This window comes from Pseudoalteromonas sp. NBT06-2 (assembly GCF_002276045.1).
Taxonomy (GTDB): Bacteria; Pseudomonadota; Gammaproteobacteria; order Enterobacterales; family Alteromonadaceae; genus Pseudoalteromonas.
In genome coordinates this window covers 26,155-43,227 of the sequence record NZ_NQMR01000023.1, presented here as the reverse complement: position 1 = coordinate 43,227, position 17,073 = coordinate 26,155, and the positions used below count along the sequence as shown (strand labels likewise).

The 17,073-nt window shown below is 35.0% G+C and carries 16 protein-coding genes and 2 pseudogenes; 7 read left to right on the top strand and 11 right to left on the bottom strand.

Annotation, left to right across the window (positions count from 1 at the left end; translation table 11 throughout):
* Positions 1–189: 189 nt before the first annotated feature.
* Positions 190–723 carry a hypothetical protein gene (locus tag CJF42_RS07065; RefSeq protein ID WP_212668783.1) on the bottom strand — a complete coding sequence of 178 codons (534 nt, stop codon included), beginning with the start codon at positions 721–723 and terminating at the stop codon, positions 190–192.
* Between the two features lie 621 nt (positions 724–1,344).
* On the opposite strand from CJF42_RS07065, the gene CJF42_RS07060 reads away from it, so the two are divergent.
* Complete coding sequence (locus CJF42_RS07060; RefSeq protein ID WP_095366003.1) at positions 1,345–3,612, top strand: aminotransferase class V-fold PLP-dependent enzyme; 2,268 nt, start codon at positions 1,345–1,347, stop codon at positions 3,610–3,612.
* Between the two features lie 85 nt (positions 3,613–3,697).
* Here CJF42_RS07060 and CJF42_RS07055 read toward each other — a convergent pair whose 3' ends face one another.
* Together CJF42_RS07055 and CJF42_RS07050 are read right to left on the bottom strand one after the other, a co-directional pair.
* The gene (locus tag CJF42_RS07055) at positions 3,698–5,017 is read right to left on the bottom strand and encodes a M20/M25/M40 family metallo-hydrolase (protein WP_095366002.1); all 1,320 of its coding nucleotides are present in this window, start codon (positions 5,015–5,017) and stop codon (positions 3,698–3,700) included.
* Positions 5,018–5,727: 710 nt separating this feature from the next.
* Positions 5,728–6,537: an AraC family transcriptional regulator gene (locus CJF42_RS07050; RefSeq protein WP_095366001.1), complete on the bottom strand. Its 810-nt coding sequence runs from the start codon at positions 6,535–6,537 to the stop codon at positions 5,728–5,730.
* Between the two features lie 126 nt (positions 6,538–6,663).
* On the opposite strand from CJF42_RS07050, the gene CJF42_RS07045 reads away from it, so the two are divergent.
* Positions 6,664–7,497: an isocitrate lyase/PEP mutase family protein gene (locus CJF42_RS07045; protein WP_095366000.1), complete on the top strand. Its 834-nt coding sequence runs from the start codon at positions 6,664–6,666 to the stop codon at positions 7,495–7,497.
* 123 nt (positions 7,498–7,620) lie between these two features.
* On the opposite strand, the gene CJF42_RS07040 is transcribed toward CJF42_RS07045, so the two are convergent.
* Genes CJF42_RS07040 through CJF42_RS07030 form a run of 3 tightly spaced genes read right to left on the bottom strand, consistent with a single transcriptional unit; the run spans position 7,621 to position 9,871 of the window.
* Positions 7,621–8,448, bottom strand: coding sequence for a pirin family protein (locus tag CJF42_RS07040; RefSeq protein WP_095365999.1), 828 nt, complete (start codon positions 8,446–8,448; stop codon positions 7,621–7,623).
* Complete coding sequence (locus CJF42_RS07035) at positions 8,445–9,422, bottom strand: glutathione S-transferase family protein (protein ID WP_095365998.1); 978 nt, start codon at positions 9,420–9,422, stop codon at positions 8,445–8,447. Before CJF42_RS07035 ends, CJF42_RS07040 begins: the two co-directional genes overlap by 4 nt.
* Before the next feature lie 2 nt (positions 9,423–9,424).
* Entirely contained in the window at positions 9,425–9,871 is a 447-nt protein-coding gene (locus CJF42_RS07030; protein ID WP_095366005.1) for a DoxX family protein, read from the bottom strand.
* 139 nt (positions 9,872–10,010) lie between these two features.
* Between CJF42_RS07030 and CJF42_RS07025 the strand changes: the two genes are divergently transcribed.
* Positions 10,011–10,904, top strand: coding sequence for a LysR substrate-binding domain-containing protein (locus CJF42_RS07025; RefSeq protein ID WP_095365997.1), 894 nt, complete (start codon positions 10,011–10,013; stop codon positions 10,902–10,904).
* A gap of 83 nt (positions 10,905–10,987) precedes the next feature.
* Here CJF42_RS07025 and CJF42_RS07020 read toward each other — a convergent pair.
* Together CJF42_RS07020 and CJF42_RS07015 are read right to left on the bottom strand one after the other, a co-directional pair.
* Positions 10,988–11,164: pseudogene (locus CJF42_RS07020) on the bottom strand (DUF885 family protein); the annotation flags it as partial.
* Positions 11,165–11,199: 35 nt separating this feature from the next.
* Positions 11,200–12,072, bottom strand: coding sequence for a LysR family transcriptional regulator (locus CJF42_RS07015; protein ID WP_095365996.1), 873 nt, complete (start codon positions 12,070–12,072; stop codon positions 11,200–11,202).
* 289 nt (positions 12,073–12,361) lie between these two features.
* On the opposite strand from CJF42_RS07015, the gene CJF42_RS27300 reads away from it, so the two are divergent.
* Both CJF42_RS27300 and trxA read left to right on the top strand, forming a co-directional pair.
* Positions 12,362–12,529, top strand: a complete 168-nt coding sequence (locus CJF42_RS27300; protein ID WP_170940511.1) for a hypothetical protein — start codon at positions 12,362–12,364, stop codon at positions 12,527–12,529.
* Positions 12,523–12,840, top strand: a complete 318-nt coding sequence (trxA, locus tag CJF42_RS07010) for a thioredoxin (protein ID WP_095365995.1) — start codon at positions 12,523–12,525, stop codon at positions 12,838–12,840. The genes CJF42_RS27300 and trxA overlap by 7 nt, the downstream gene beginning before the upstream one ends.
* Before the next feature lie 216 nt (positions 12,841–13,056).
* Here trxA and CJF42_RS07005 read toward each other — a convergent pair.
* The 3 genes and pseudogenes from CJF42_RS07005 to CJF42_RS06995 all read right to left on the bottom strand — a co-directional run.
* A pseudogene (locus CJF42_RS07005) lies at positions 13,057–13,209 on the bottom strand (YiaA/YiaB family inner membrane protein); the annotation flags it as partial.
* 82 nt (positions 13,210–13,291) lie between these two features.
* Positions 13,292–14,104, bottom strand: coding sequence for a DUF2145 domain-containing protein (locus CJF42_RS07000; RefSeq protein ID WP_095365994.1), 813 nt, complete (start codon positions 14,102–14,104; stop codon positions 13,292–13,294).
* Between the two features lie 14 nt (positions 14,105–14,118).
* Positions 14,119–14,445 carry a hypothetical protein gene (locus CJF42_RS06995; protein ID WP_095365993.1) on the bottom strand — a complete coding sequence of 109 codons (327 nt, stop codon included), beginning with the start codon at positions 14,443–14,445 and terminating at the stop codon, positions 14,119–14,121.
* 148 nt (positions 14,446–14,593) lie between these two features.
* Between CJF42_RS06995 and CJF42_RS06990 the strand changes: the two genes are divergently transcribed.
* The gene (locus tag CJF42_RS06990) at positions 14,594–15,325 is read left to right on the top strand and encodes a helix-turn-helix domain-containing protein (protein ID WP_095365992.1); all 732 of its coding nucleotides are present in this window, start codon (positions 14,594–14,596) and stop codon (positions 15,323–15,325) included.
* A 465-nt stretch (positions 15,326–15,790) separates the two neighbouring features.
* Positions 15,791–16,765 carry a transposase gene (locus CJF42_RS06980; protein WP_095365990.1) on the top strand — a complete coding sequence of 325 codons (975 nt, stop codon included), beginning with the start codon at positions 15,791–15,793 and terminating at the stop codon, positions 16,763–16,765.
* Positions 16,766–17,073 lie beyond the last annotated feature (308 nt).

The window sequence follows — 17,073 nt, the reverse complement described above, 5'->3', positions numbered from 1 at the left end:
TTAATGGTTACTCCCTTAAAAAAAGATGGACCGGCAATATGCTCCTGCATTGCTCTAGTACCTACATCCATGCAGGCAACAACGAGCATGATTTGCTCAGAAGTCCCTGTAAGGTTGGTTTATAAATACTTTATGCAGCGTTATTGATTTTGAAAAGGGAATAACCATGTTCTTCAATCAATGCCTTGCCTAAAGCATTTCTAATTCCAACTGAATCCTGCATCTTGAAGTGGTTTGGGTATATGTCCAAACTCTAGCCTCAAAAGATAGCAATGCACTTATAACTCCTTTACCTACAATATTTTCAATTGGCTGTGAAATAGCTATATCAGGATCTTTTTCTTTAGTTAGCGAAGCCTTGATAGCAAATAGAACTGTAAAAATAGTTGTAACTTCTAAAATGATGAATGCAGCAATAGCAAAGTAACGCAATGATTCTAGGTAAGGCCATGCGACTTTTGAGCTTTCAGGGATAATAAAGCTACCAAGCAATATAATTAGGCAACCATATGCTACGGCTTTAATGGCTGGTTCTTTCTTATCTTTAACGCACAAAAAACATAAAACAGGTAAAACAATTAAGCCGTCAATTAATAACAGCCATTCAGGCTTTTCTCCGCCATATTCATTCAGAGCATTCGAACTTTGATAGAAAAAAGTCCAGAAAGCGCAAATAATAGCAAGAAATATAAATGGGACATTTTTTTTAGCTAAAGTTAGCACCGATACCACCTTATTGTTATAACGCTGTTAACAGCTGTATTTTAAAGTGTGGTGTAGCGAAATGGAGGCACACTATAATATGTCAGATTACTTTGCTTAGTGTACGCCCGACATGGTCAATAACTTATGAGGTGAAGTCCTCAGTAGAAAGATAATCGTTTAATAATTGATTGTTATTAAAACTTAACTACTAGCGAATGACAATAACTAAATCGCGAAAGATAGTTCGGAAGGAAGCCGCTAGCAAACCTGTGAAGCGATCGAAAATGATGTGTTTGTAATAATAAGGAATATAGAAAAGCATATAAAAATTGTAGGTTATTTGATGTATGTAAAGTTTGAGATCGGGATATTTTAATCTCTGTTATATTGGCTATATTCTCTATGCTATATTTATTTTATTTGCTGTTTTTAGATTAACACTCATGTTCGCTCAAAATTCATTGAATTTTATTTTAATTCAATCCCGCTATGCACCTGTTTTATATGACTTGTTTTTATGATGCTTATTTTAAGTGCAAATTAATGCTTGAATCGTGATGTTATCTTGTTAATATATCTATATGTAATTACTTATATCATTTAGTTATATTTGATTGAATCAATATAAAGAGCCTGTATATGACTGCCCAAAATTCTTTAAGCCAAATTTATCTCGATGCAAATGCAACGACGCCTGTATTGCCAAAAGCAGCAGCTGCAGCGCTTACAACTATGGAAACCATGTTTGGTAATCCAAGTAGTAGCCATATTTCTGGTCTGCAAGCGAAGCAGATTATGGATAATGCACGCGATAAGGCTAAAAAGGTTTTAGGCTCGGGTAATGGCTCGGTAATTTTTACCAGTGGTGCGACTGAAGGTATTCAAACAGGTATTTTATCTGGACTTTATAGTGCTAAGTCACAAATGCAAGCTGGTAAGAAATACACAATTTTATATGGTGCGACCGAGCATAAAGCGGTTCCTGAGTCGTTAAAGCATTGGAATAATATTCTTGAAATTAATGCTGAAGTAAAAGCGATTCCGGTAAACAATGAAGGTGACCTCGATTTAGAATTCATCGCCAATGAAGTACCAAGCGCTTTGATGATTTGTACTATGGCGGTTAATAATGAAACGGGTGTTTATCAAGATTTAGCACGTTTAGAGCAAGTAATCCGTGATAATAATGCTGGCATATATTGGATGGTTGATTGTGTTCAAGCGCTTGGTAAAACATCTTTAGAGTTAGCAAATACCAGTATTGATTACGCACCTTTTAGTGGTCATAAGTTATACGGTCCTAAAGGTATAGGTTTTGTTTATATTCGTGAAAATGCACCTTTTACACCATTTATTGCTGGTGGTGGTCAAGAAGGGGGGTTACGCTCAGGTACAGAGAACTTACCGGGCTTAGCTGCACTAAATGTAATTTTTGATATGTTGTTATCAACCAATGATGAATCATTTACTGATGTTGAACAGTTACATAGCTTTAGAGAGCAACTAACAACTGCGCTTAAACAGTCTTTCCCTGAAGTCGTATTTAACCACAGTTTTAAAAACAGTGTGCCAACAACATTAAATTTTGCCATTCCAGGTTTTAGCTCAAAAGAAATGATGGATTTATTTGATGCCGCAAATATTCGTGTCAGTTCTGGATCAGCTTGTAGTTCTAAAGTAACCCGTAGTTTTGTGTTAGATGCGATGGGTTTACCTGCATGGCAAAGTGAGTCAGCAATTCGTATGTCATTTGGCCCTGCGATGACGCAAACACAAATTGATACTGCATGTGAGCGTATTGTTCAATCAGCTCAAGCATTAGGTCAAAGCTGTTTAACTTTTGATGCAAATGATGTTAATACTAAGGCAGATCTTGAGGGGTTAGTTCAATTTAAAGTAGGTGGTAGTTGTACTTGGTTATACGTAGACAAAGCAACTAAATCTGCAGTTGTGATTGATCCTTTATCTGAAATTACTGAAAGATTATCTACAGTATTAAATTGCCAAAACTTAACTTTAACAGCAGCGATAGATACTCATGGCCATGCGGATCATGTATCGGACCGAGGTCAATTGGTTAATAATTTAGACTTAACACAAAATACTGATTCACTTGGTTGGCCTATCGCGTGTGGTACTAAAACTTTAAATGGTCAGAGTTACCCGATGATCAAAGTAGGTGAAAAGTATTTAGTTAAAGTAGCAACACCAGGTCATACAGATGACAGCATTAGCTTAATTTTATGCTCTGAAAAAAATAATGAACTTAAAACAGAATATGTATTTTGTGGCGATATGATTTTAATGGGCAGCTTAGGTCGCACTAACTTCTCAACCAGTAGTTCAGAACACATGCTTGAAAGTATTCAGTTATTGCACAGTATAATAGGCAATGAGAGCTTGTTGTGTGCTAGTCATGATTACCATAATGAGTTTGTGACTACGATAGCGGCAGAAATGGATCGTAATTGCTTATTAACTAAAGTGATAAATAAAGAGATTGAAGTTACTGATTTTGTAACAAAAAAAATAGCATTAGATACTAATATCAATGATGAAGTAGGTAGTGAAATCATGTGTGGTGCGTTTGTTGAGTCTTGTAATAAAAAACCTGTTACCGACTATAATTCACAAACATTATCTGATGCCATGTCACAATCAAATGGCATGACTTTAATTGATATTAGAGAACCACATGAATATGCATTAGGCCATGCACAAAAATTTGGTACAAACGTACCGCTTACACGCTTGGTTGACTTTATTGGCGCGCATCAAGATAAATCAGAGCAGTTAGTATTAGTATGTCGTAGTGGTAGTCGCTCTCATGTTGCAGCGCAAGCATTAGCACGTTTAGGTTATAAAAATGTAGGCCACCTTAAAGGCGGTTACGCTTTAAATAATTAAATAGGAAATTTAGGATTCAATAAAAAAGCCATCAACATTTTAATGTTTATGGCTTTTTTGTATATAACTTATATCAAATAAGCTGTTATTTTTGATTAGATAGGCGATAAATCAATATCGCTGTTTTTGCTATATTTTTATTTAATGTAGTTAAATCGGCCGTTTCATTTTTAGTATGTGCGCCTGATCCCATTAAACCTAAGCCATCTAGTGACATATCAACATACTCTGCTGCAAATGAAATATCTGCTGCGCCAGCTTTGCGAGGGTTAGCAGGTTTTACTGCGTTATAACCTAAATCTTGACTAACTTGGCTATATTGCGCCAATAAATCTAAATTGCCTTGTGTCAGTGCCATAGGTGGATAGCCAGCTTCAAAAACAAGTTCTGCACTTGTATGATTTAAGTTATTTTTAACGATATTTTGCATGATTTGTTTGGCTTTTTTAAGCTGTTTATTTGAAAGCGCTCTTAAATCACCTCTTACTTTAGTGGTTTGTGCAATCACATTACTTTTACCAAATGCAGAACCAGTATATTTTGCTTTATCGTAATCTATATTGGTACCACCAATTATTATGCCTGGATTAAAAGTTAAGTTTTTTTCTTGTTCTAGTTGGGCTCTAAAAGCTTCTAAAATTCGAGCTGTTTCATAAATTGCACCGTAGCCTATTTCATCATTAAATATTTGAGATGAATGCGCTGGTTTGCCGGATACATGCAAAGTCCAACCGGTATAGCCTCTACGTGCAGCCATACCGGTATTGATATTGTTATCACCATTTTCAAAACCTAATGCAATATCAGCCCAAATTGCGCCATCTACAATGGCTTTTTTAGATAAAGATAAAGGGCGACCGCTACTTTCTTCATCTCCTGTTAGTAGGATTTTTATACTCATGTTACCTAGTAAGTTCAGTTTTTTTAAGATACGCATTGCTGAAATAATTATGGTATTACCGCCTTTCATATCTGCAATACCTGGGCCTGTGGCTTGGGTATCACTAAGCATTTTAAATTTTTGAAAATCATCATTTTTGGCAAATACGGTATCTAAATGACCGATCATTAAAACTTTAAGCGCGTTAGGGTTATTACTGTTATGAGTCGCTAAAATATGACCTGCGCGATTAAATCTGCTGCCATCAAGCCATTGAACGTCAAAGCCTATTTCTAACAGTTGTTGTTTAGCTAATAAGCCTACTTGTTTTACACCTTCAATATTCATTGAGCCACTATTGATATTAACCGCTTGTTCTATTTCTTTAAGCGCTTGTGGTATGGCTAATTCAACGTATTTAACGATATTTTTTTCGTTTTCATCTAGTGGCGTTTTAGCATGTATATTTGGTACTAAGGATGCAGCTAAAAAAAGTAATGTAGGTATTTTTATTATTTTAAACATAGTTATCAGATATAAATTCATAGTAACTTTAATATCTATTAAAAACGATGCTGTTTCAAATGATTAATAAAAATACGACAAGTTTTTATAAGAAAGGTAGTAAGTATACCCATGTTACTTCAATATGCATGTTTCAGAGCTATCTGAGCGAGTCCAATTCAAGGCAACGATGAAGTGAGTTTGCTCAGAAGTTCCCTCTCGGCGAATTTAAATAGGGTTTATGCTGCGTTATTAATTTTGATAAGGGAACAACTATTATCTTCAATTAATGCCTTACTTAAATCCTGTTTAATTCTCGCTGAAATCGCGCATTTTTAGGTATCATGGGTATATATTCAGTGATCACTATATTTGCATGCCATGCAAGGTGGTTAATCCAGCTAGAATAGGTATTATTTTTTTTATTTCAGTCTCAAAGTTGATAATTGTATTAATAACCGTCACGGAAATAACCGGCTATACAGATTTTACGATTAATAATTTGCTATTTTTTAACTGTTATTTAGGGAACTTATCGGAAATAGCTACCCCATAAAGTAAATGTATTTTAATTCGATAAAAAGGTTTTGAGGGTATTCATGATTTCTTATTCATAAATCTTTTAAATCATAATGTTATGCTTGATGGGTAAGTTTATTTATTAGAAAAAATTAAGTTTTTTAATATTTTTTTGAATAGAGGAGATGAAATAAAGCAAACTGGCAAATTTTTTATTTAGTATTGATAAATTTTCCAGGGGTAGTGCCCGTTTGTCGTTTAAACATTTGAATAAATGCAGGTAATGACTCATACCCTAAACTTAAAGACACATCAGTAACAGATCTGTTTTCACTTAACCATTGAATTGCTTTATGTAACCTTAATTGCTCTCGCCACTTAGTGAAGTTAATGCCGAGCTTTGATTTAAATCGTCTTGAGATTGTTTTGGTACTCGCTCCTAGTTCATCTGACCACATTTCCAGTGTTTTATTACTGTCAGGTTTTTTTTGCTGCCAGATAAGAATTGGTAACAATAAAGAGTCGTTTGATAAAGGTAAGCATAAAGGCACTTCTTCGAGTTGAGATATTTCATCTACAAGCACATTCAGCAAGCGATTTTGTTGTTTGGTAAAACTAGAGTTGATGGTTTCAGAAAATGAAAAGTAGCTTGCCTTGCTAATTAACTCTCTGGTTAAACTATCAATTTTTAATACTGTAATATCTTTAGCTAATTGATCTATTAGGCCTTTTTGTAAATGTACGCTACGAAGTTTTGCACCATTGATTGTAGCAATACTATGAAGTTGATTGGCTGGGATCCAAATTGCTTGACCGGATGGAATAAGATGGTCACCTTTAATACAACTGACTGCTAATAATCCTGAGGCAGCATAGATTAATTGGTCCCAATCATGTTTATGACCAATCACTTTTCCTCTAGGTGGCAAGTCTTTGGCTTTCATAAAAACAGGATAAGGCAGTTTTTTGAATATACTCAGCCTAGGTTTAAATAATAGCCAGTCGTGTCCGTTAATCGACATAAAAAGCACTTTTTTAGTAAGAAAGACATATGTTGTCAGTATATGCTGTTTATTCAATAAAGTAATCAAGTAACTTAGCTTTATGGGTCTACTTGGAATGTTGAATTTTTGAAACAGGTATATTTTATGAAAAACAATAGATTAGTTGAATTAATTAAACAGCAAGAAATAGTAACAGCACCGGGTGTATTTGATGGTTTATCTACCCGTTTAGCAGAGCAAGCAGGTTTTAGTGCAATTTATGCAAGTGGTGGGGCTATTGCTCGAAGCTGTGGTGTGCCAGATATTGGTTTACTTACCTTAACTGAGGTAGCTGACAGAGTGAGGCAAATAGTTGAAGCGACTAACTTACCTGTTATTGCCGATGCTGACACGGGCTTTGGTAATGAAATCAATGTTAAACGCACAGTAGAATTATTTAATAATGCAGGAGTAGCTGCATTGCATTTAGAAGATCAGCAGTTCCCTAAGCGCTGTGGTCATTTAGATGGTAAGTTGCTGATAAGTATTAAAGAAATGCAACAAAAAATAGCAGTTGCAAAAAAATATGCTGATAGCATGTTGATAATTGCACGTACTGATGCAATTGCCGTTACTGGGTTTGAAGATGCGCTAAAAAGAGCTAAACAATATGTAGCAGCGGGTGCCGATATGATTTTTGTTGAAGCACCAGAAACCCTTGAGCAGATAGAGTTAATAGCGCAGCAAGTACCTGGTCCAAAATTGATTAATATGTTTCACAGTGGTAAAACACCTTTAGTATCCAGTGAACGTTTAAAAGAACTTGGTTATCAATTGATAATAATTCCTTCAGATTTACAGCGAGCTGCGATGGCAGGTATGAAACATGTTTTATCTGAAATTTATCAATCTGGAAACTCAGGGGCAGTTGCCGAGCAAATGCTTACCTTTTCTCAAAGAGAGCAAGTTGTTAAAACTCAGGAGTTTCTTAAGCCATAGTTATTATAGTTATTTAACTTGTTCAATAAAGTAACTTACACGATTTCTAGAATGCAATTTATTAATGGCTCCATACTGAGGCGATAGCACCTTAATAAATTGCATGCATGTTGCTTTGATATATCATACAAATTGATTGTTTTGATAATCAAATATAGCTTGGTTAATTTCTTCTCTAGAATTCATAACAAATGGACCATATTGCACTATCGGATCGTGAATAGGTGTACCGCTTAAAATGATAGCCTTTAATCCATTATTTTTTGCTTGTATAGACAAGGTTTCACCAGTGGAATAAAGCCCCATCTGACGATATTTCAGTTGAGTTGAATCACCTTGATAAATAAAGACTAATGCAGGATTATGGCAGTTAAATTTAAGTGATATAGCTTCGTTTTCATTAAGTTCTATATCTAAAAATACTGGCTGAGTTGAAAGTTCAGGTAAAGGGCCCGTAATTTGTTGTGCATCAACAAGCACAGAGCCCGAAACTGCACTGACTTTACCGCCAGATGTTAAATGTAATTTAGGAATATCTTTATTACGCAAGTCCCTATAAGCTGCGGCTTTTAGCTTTTCGTTAGCTGGTAAATTTAACCAAATTTGAAAACCATGCAATAAGCCATTTTCTTGTTCAGGCATTTCTGAATGAATAACACCTTTACCAGCTGTCATCCATTGTACATCTCCACTTTCAATGATGCCGTTATTACCCATATTATCTTTATGACGCATTTTACCAACTTTCATATAAGTGATAGTTTCAAAACCTCTATGAGGGTGTGCTGGAAATCCACCTATGTAATCACTGGCATTGTCTGAGTTGATTTCATCTAACATTAAAAATGGGTTTAAAAACTGGTGAGTATGCTGTCCACCGACTCTATGAATAATAACTCCATCACCATCCTGAGAAGCGAAAGCATTAATGACTTGTTTGAGTTTTCTCATGACTTAACTCCAGCTTTATTTATTTCATCACGCCCATGGGGTTGCATAAAATTAAGTTCAGGACCGATAGGTACAACACCTGTAGGGTTAATGCTGGTATGGCTTTTGTAGTAATGATCTTTTATATGAGCCATATCTACTGTCTTTTGAATGCCTTTAATTTGATAAAGCTCACGGATATAACCACTGATAGTTGGGTAGTCAGCTAGCTTTTGTTTATTACACTTAAAATGGCCATGATATACAGCATCAAAACGTATGAGTGTTGTAAATAGTCTCCAATCAGCTTCGGTGATCGTATCGCCAGTTAAGTATCGGTTGTTTGTTAATATATTTTCAATCCAATCTAAAGCATCAAAAAGCGTATGATAAGCGAGTTTATAAGCATTTTGCGTTGTAGCAAAGCCACTACGATATACACCATTGTTAATATCTGAATAAATACGTTCGTTTAATTGGTCGATATCATTTTGCAATGCTTTAGGGTAATAATCATCTTGGTTATTAGTAAGCTGATTAAATGCTGTATTAAACATCCTGATGATATCTGCTGATTCATTACTGACAATTTTTTTTGTTTGTTTATCCCATAAAACAGGTACAGTTACACGACCTTCATATTGTGCATCAGCTTTTAAATATAACTGATATAAATAATTAAAATCGTATAAAGGATCACTCACTTCCCAGCCATTTTTTGCCATAAGTACATCAACTACAGTGACATCTATATAATCTTCAAGCTGTTTTAATGCTCTGAAAATTAATGTGCGATGTGCCCAAGGGCACGCTAAAGAAACATATAAATGATAGCGGTCTTTTTCAGCTTTAAAACCCGATGTACCAGTTGGTCCCGCGCTGCCATCATGTGTGACCCAATTTCTAAACTTACTGACTTGGCGCTTAAATTCGCCTTTATTTGCTTTAGTTTCATACCAAGCATCAACCCATTGACCATTTTGTAATAATCCCATGACTATGCTCCTAACTTTTTAGTTACTAATTTATCTACACTTAAGCTGCCTGCGCCTCTAAAGGCTAAACTGATGCTGATAATTAATAGAGATAAAGCAAACTCATAACCGTTATTACTCATGAATAGACCGTTATTGATATGAACGCTAAAAATAGCAACTAACATAGTGATAGCTAATATAATAGAGGTAGGGCGTACCAACAAGCCTAGCATTAAAAATAGACCACCAAAAAATTCAGCTGAACTGACCATTGTAGCCATTAAAATTTCTGGCGTAATACCGATAGATTCCATCCAACCACCAGTGCCTTCCAATCCATAACCTTCAAACCAGCCAAATAGCTTTTGTGCGCCATGGGCAAAAAAGATAGCACCAGCACCAAAGCGTAATGCCACTGTATCTAAACCTGATTTTGAAAATATTGTATTTTGTATAAGTTGTTTCATTGTTGAAAGTTTCATGATTAATTCCTCTATTGTGCTCTGTCGATTTGATATAACCAGTTTATTGAATATAAAAATTCAAAACACAGTGATTTTTAGATTAGAATGTTCAAATAATTTGAACAATTAAATGTGTATTTTTATGAAGAACCCAATCACAATAGAGGCTTTAACAGTTTTAGATGCGATTGATCGGCGTCAAAGCTTTGCAAAAGCAGCGGAAGAATTGAATAAAGCAACTTCAGCATTATCTTATGTAGTTCAAAAATTAGAAGAACAATTAAATATCACTTTATTTGAGCGCCAAGGACGAAGATCTGTTTTGACTCATGCTGGTAAGGTGATATTAGTAGATGGCAGACAGATTCTTCAAGCAACAAACCAGTTAGCAGATAAAGCCAAACAAGTTGCAACGGGCTGGGAAACAAAAATTAATATTGCAATTGAATCAGTGATAGATAAAGCACTTTTTTTTAATGTTTTGTCAAAGTTTTTATTAGTGCATCCATCAATTGAAATTGATATCAGAGAAAGTGTTTTAAATGGTGGTTGGGATGCGTTAGAGCATGATGAAGTTAATTTAGCTGTTGGTGTACCTAGTCCAGTACCATTGCAAAAAGGATTTAGAGCTGTGCCTTTACAGTCAATTGATATGATCCCTGTAATTGCAAGTACCCATCCTAAAGCGCATTTAGCGAAAAATACGACTGCATTTAAAGCTGAACTTAAAAATATAAGACGTATTGTTACTCACGATACAGCTAAAATAAATGTGACCCGAACAGTGGGTTTGATTGAGAGTCAGCAAACATTATATGTGCAAAATATAGAGCAAAAAATATCAGCGCAACTAGCTGGTATTGGTATAGGTTACTTACCTCGCTATAGAGTTGAGCAATATTTAAAAACTGGAGAATTGATAGAAATAAATTTAGGTGATAGGAATATCGCCGATTGTTTCTTAGCATGGAAAATAGGTAATAAAGGTAAAGGACTAAAAGCGCTCACAATGTTTTTATCTCAATCAGGGCTTTAAAAAGTAACTTAAATCGATATAAGCAATGCGCTTTTCTTAAGTGCTATAAGGATATTTATCCCCCCGCTTTTAGTTTTGGGCTTTTATTGTTCAACAAGCGTTTCTAAAATATTTAAAGGCACCGCACCATTTTTTAGCACGACATCATGAAAATCTCTTAATGTAAATTTTTTACCTAAAGCTTTTTTGGCTTTTTTTCTTAAAGAGAATATTTTCATCATACCGACTTTATAAGAAGTTGCTTGCCCTATGTTAACAATACTTTGAAATTATGAGCAAATAAATGATCATTAGTTTAGGACAACCTACCTATATTGTTTTGAAAAAAATCTAAAAAAGCACGTGTTTTTAATGGAATACTTCTGCTTTGATATAAAACACTTAGCTGCTGCGCTACCGGATTTATGGTTAGTTTTATTTTTTTGACTGTAGTGCTACCTTGGCAAGTATAGTCTGGTAATTTAACGATACCTAGACCTCTGTGCATTGCTTCTAAGCGCATTTCAGGGCTAGGAAGTACAACTCGTCCATCGATAGGAACAGTTTGTAATTTATCTTTATCACGAAAAAGCCATTGCTCAAGAGGATTAGCTAAAATACACGATTCATTTGCTAAGTGTTCTGGTTTTGATAATTTTGTAATATCGTAATCTATTGAAGCAAATAATGATTGTGGAAAGCTTAATAAATTTTTTCCTATCAAATTTGATGTCGGTAGAGGGAGTTCGTGCAATACAAATGTTAGATCTGTGGTGTGATTGATTTCAGGCGTGTCACCAGAATAATGAGAGCAAGTTAAGCTTATTTTTGGGTATTGCTTTGCAAAATCTGTTATTAATTCACTGATAATACGATTGAAAAATTCAAGAGGTAATAAAATATTAAGCTGACCTTTGGGTTCGCTGATAAAAGACGCTACTTCTTCTTCAACTTTATATAATGCTTCAATATGCGGCTTACTTTTTTGATAAAGTAATTGACCACTTTGCGTTAATTCTTGGCTTCTTGTTGTTCGGATCAGAAGCTGAGTTGCGAGTTTTTTTTCTAATTGAACTAAATGGCGGCTTAATTTAGATTTTGGCATGTTTAATTTTTTAGCTGCTAGGGTAAATGAACCAGATTCAACCAAAACAACAAACATATATAAATCATCTAAGTTAGCTTTCATTGAGTATCTCTTTAATTAATTTATGAGTGTAAATTTAAACATTGTTCTAAATATAGAACAATGTTTTTAATGTTTAACCTCTAATCAAATGGATTTAATTTATTTAGACTGTCGTTAAATCAATAAAAGGAGGCATATACCCAAACCACTTCAAGATGCAGGATTCAGGTGGAATTAGAAATGCTTTAGGCAAGGCATTGATTGAAGAACATGGTTATTCCCTTTTCAAAATCAATAACGCTGCATAAAGCATTTATAAACCAACCTTACAGGGACTTCTGAGCAAATCATGCTCGTTGTTGCCTGCATGGATGTAGGTACTAGAGCAATGCAGGAGCATATTGCCGGTCCATCTTTTTTTAAGGGAGTAACCATTAATGCAAAGATGCGCCTAGATCATGAATTGCTCAGTAGTCCTGAACCTCACATCTTGAAGTGGCTTGGGTATATATGTTGAATGTGAATGAAATACAGGCAAGTGATTTTGAAAATGAAGTAGAGTCGTTCGAAGGTGCTGTATTAGTTGATTTTTATGCGCCTTGGTGTGGACCTTGTAAAATGATTGCTCCTATTGTTGATACGATTTCGCAGGAACGAAATGACTTAAAGGTAATTAAGGTGGATGCTGATAAATCTCAAAAATTAATGGCTCGTTTTGGTATTCGTGGTATTCCCACATTACTATTAATGAAGCAAGGCAAGGTAGTAGACATTAAAATCGGCGCGGTTTCTTTATCGCAATTAAGAGATTTTGTGGCACAGGTTTAGTCTTCAAAGGTAGATGTTGAAAAGGGGGGGGGATCCCCCTAAATATTTGAGCTTATATTAGTCATATCTCTATGATTTCTTAATTGTTGTTTAATTACATTAGCATATTGCAAAGTAAAAATTGAATTTTGCCTAAGTAATTAAAAAAGCTAAGGAGCATATTCCTTTAAGCAAGCTCTTAATGTGTTTTTATCATCACTTTTATTTTGTGTTGTATCGCGAATTTTTTTGTAAAGAAACCATAGAACACAAACCATAGAGTAAAATTATTAAATAATAACCTTTTTCATTAAGTGCCATTTGTGAATTAAATAATCCTACAAAAAATGCACTTATGCCAATTATTAAAGCTATGATTGAAGCGAGCATGTAAGGTTTTGTTGATCCTACTGTTATGTTTGTGTCGTCATAGTAATTTCCTTTCACTCATTAATGTATTATTTAAAGTACTTTAAATTAAAGGTGTTATTTTGTTCTGCTTAAAAACAACCGCAGTATCTAATAATTCGTTATTTTTTAAATACTGTGCAATTGTTGAAAAAGTAGCTGTATATATTTTTTTAGAATGATCTTTTGTTGTTACATCATCCATAAACATTTTGCCGAGCATTAACTTAAATGGACTGATCTTTACTCTTTGTGGTTTAAAGTAAGCTTTTGCATTGTTTTTTAATCTATCTATGTCTGTTGTTTGATAAATGGCAGCGTTAATGACATCTAATGTATGTTCAGTGCAGTTCTGAAATTGATCATTAAATGGATTAGCAATTACTGAATAATCTTCATTGTGTATTTGCTTATTTTTGCCAGTTGCAATAACTTCTATTAATCTTTGTTGTAACTGAGGTGTCGGAATTATGAGCCCAGCTTTTAAAGATTGTACTCCCCAAAAAAAATCAACAGGATAATCTACAACTAAGCTACTTTTGTTTAACTCTCCCTCTTTTTGATATAAGTTATGAATTGCATAACCTTTCACTTGCTCACCATCAGTTAAGGTAATAGATGAATAAATCGCAATAGCTATATGAGTGAATTTTATGCCTTTAGGTAGGTCTTTTTCGGGCCTGCCCGCACGAGCGATAATAAAAGCGCGGGCACCTTGTGATGCTGCATATTTTTCAACATCTTTAGCAAAATTTTTGATTTCAATAGGGTCCAAAACAGCTTGTTGATTACTATTGCTTCCTGCCCAGCTAGCTATCGGGTTTAATATAAAAAATATGGCACTGATAATTTTAATAAATGCGTTAGTTGATTTCATTTGTGAGATCCTATTTATTTTTTATTATCTTTTTTCATTACCATTTTCGGAGCAGGGTCTACAGTAATTGTTTTTTCTGTGATAACTAATGGACCGCTATTCGCACTACTTGCTGCGATGCTAGTTCCTGCAGCTAAACTGGCGCTACCTGCAACAATTAAAGGCACTGCAACAACAGCACTGGCGACAGTTGCTGTTGAAGCTACGCCATGAGTGACAGCTAAAGCGGAATGTTTCACCGCTTTACTGGTATGTTGCGCTGAGTTGTCAGCCATAACATTTGAGCTTGCTAGTGATAAAATTAATAGAGCGCTTGTTTTTAAAGTTGTTAGATTTTTCATTTTTGTTCACCTTGTATTTATTGTGTGTTTTGTTGTTGACAAGATGAACAATAGAACAGGGTGAGGGTAATGTAAACTTACTTGTTAAATGTATAACATAGAGTTACTTTAAGTATATTATTACGATACTTTTTAAGTTTAAAAGTTTATGAGTCAAATTATTCAGATCAGCAATACCTTAAAGCAACTGTTAAGACAGCAACAAATAACCTATAAAGATATCGCTAATCAGTTAGATATGAGTGAAGCAAATATAAAACGTATTTTTTCGTCTAATAGTTTTACATTAGAACGCTTAGAGCAAATATGCGGCTTAATAAATATGAACCTATCGGACTTATTTTTAATTGCACAAAAACAAAACCAACAACTCACACAATTAACAATAGAGCAAGAACAAGAGTTAGTAGCTGATGCACAGCTATTTCTAGTTGCGGTATGTGTACGTGATGCATGGACATTCAGTGAAATAGTCGAACATTACAAAATTGAAACCCTGCAATGCATTCGTTTAATGGCTAAGTTAGATAAATTAAAGATGATTCAATTATTACCTGATAATCATTATAAATTACTAATAGCTCAAGATTTTAGATGGATTAAGAATGGTCCATTAGAACGATTTATGGAAAAAGATGTTATTTCAAAGTTTATAGCATCAACTTTTGAGGCACCTAATAGTTTTCGCTTTTATCTAAGGGGAACTTACTCTCAGTCGTCTATCGATATTATTCAACGTAAATTAAATCAATTAACTAAAGAGGCTGCAATATTAAATCAGGATGATGCTACTTTACCATTAGAAAAGCGTGAACATATAGGTTTATTATTAGCTATGCGTCCATGGGAGCTATCATTATTTAAAGATATGAGACGATAACCAATAGCTTTCCCATCTTTAACTATACTAATGAAAATATGAAATATGGTTAAAGCATATGGGGATAGAAACTAAAGTAGAAAAAGTGAGTCCACTCATAAAAGTGATATGCTGCTAGCGCAAGGTGTACCTGTGATTTCGATTATGGGTGCTAAAGGAGTTGGCAAAACAACTTCGGCTGCATTTATTGCTTTGGGTTTAAAAAAACATGGTAAGGTTGGCATGGTTCAAAAAAGGCATGTTTTACTGAACATTAGGCATACGAAAACCTACCCATCGATGGGCATAATATAGCTTCGTAATAGCAGAGTTTTTAAGCTGCTTGTTGGAACCGTTGGTAACCCAACATTTCTAACCAGTGTGGGTGCGGCTTATAACAAATAAAAAAGACACCCACTCTAATTTGACCAATCCAATCCTTTGGCCTATGTTTTAATAATCAGCTTAAAAGATAGGCAAACACCCATGGCAATTGCACGTAAAAGGCAAGTGAGTTTAACGGATACCAAATACTACCATTGTATTTCTCGTTGTGTTCGTCGTGCGTATTTGTGCGGTGAAGACACTTTTACTGGTAAAAGCTATGAACACCGCAGGCAATGGGTAGAAGATAAATTACTTGCTCTTGGCAAAGTATTTTGCATTGATGTGTGTGCTTATGCAGTGATGAGCAATCACACCCATGTGGTACTATTTGTGGATGATAAAAAAGCCCAACGTTTGAGTGATAAAGCGGTGATAATTCGCTGGCATAAACTGTTTAAAGGCACCTTATTGACACAAAAATACCTACAAGGTGACAAGCTTGATAAAGCCCAGCAACTATTTTTAAACCAAACCACTGAACAATACCGAATACGGTTAGCTGACATTAGCTGGTTTATGCGCATACTCAATGAAGACATTGCCCGTAAAGCCAACAGAGAAGATAAATGCACAGGGCGTTTTTGGGAGGGGCGCTTTAAATCCCAGGCCTTACTTGATGAAGCGGCACTTGGTGCTTGCATGGCCTACGTAGATTTAAACCCCATACGGGCAAAAATGGCAACAACTCCCGAAGAATCGAACCATACCAGTATACAAAAGCGCATCCACTTAGCTAAAGAGGGCAAACAACCCAAAGCGCTAATACGCTTTGCAGGTAGCCCTAGAAAACACATGCCTAAAGGCTTACCATTCGAGCTAACAAGCTACTTAGAACTGGTTGAACTCACAGGCCGCTGCATGCGTGAGGACAAACGCGGGCTCATAGAACACCATCATCTTCCTATTTTAGAGCGACTCAACATTACCCCCGAAAACTGGCTCACACTCACCACGCAATTTAGCAAAGTATTCAAAGGCGCAGTAGGGCGACCGAATTCACTCACTGGCTATTGTGAACACTTAGCTATAAAACGCAGAATAAGTGTGAGTAATTGCGAGCGATTACTGGCTTAAAACCCAATTTACTTCTACCAAACACATAATATGCGACCTGCAAAGAAAAACACTTGCCTAAAACACAGTAAAAATTAAAAGTAGCTGATATTTGATACAGACACTGAGTAAAACATGCCTCATTTTTAGAATTCAGATATTGAATGAATCCTAATTTTCCTTTAATAGGTAGGAATGATTCTGTTTTAAAATTATGCTAATTAGAGTGGATGTCTGATTAAACTATTTGATTAAACTATTTGATTAAACTATTCTTGCAAAGCAACACAGTTTTTAGGTGTCACAACTAGACTCGCATTAGGCTCCGA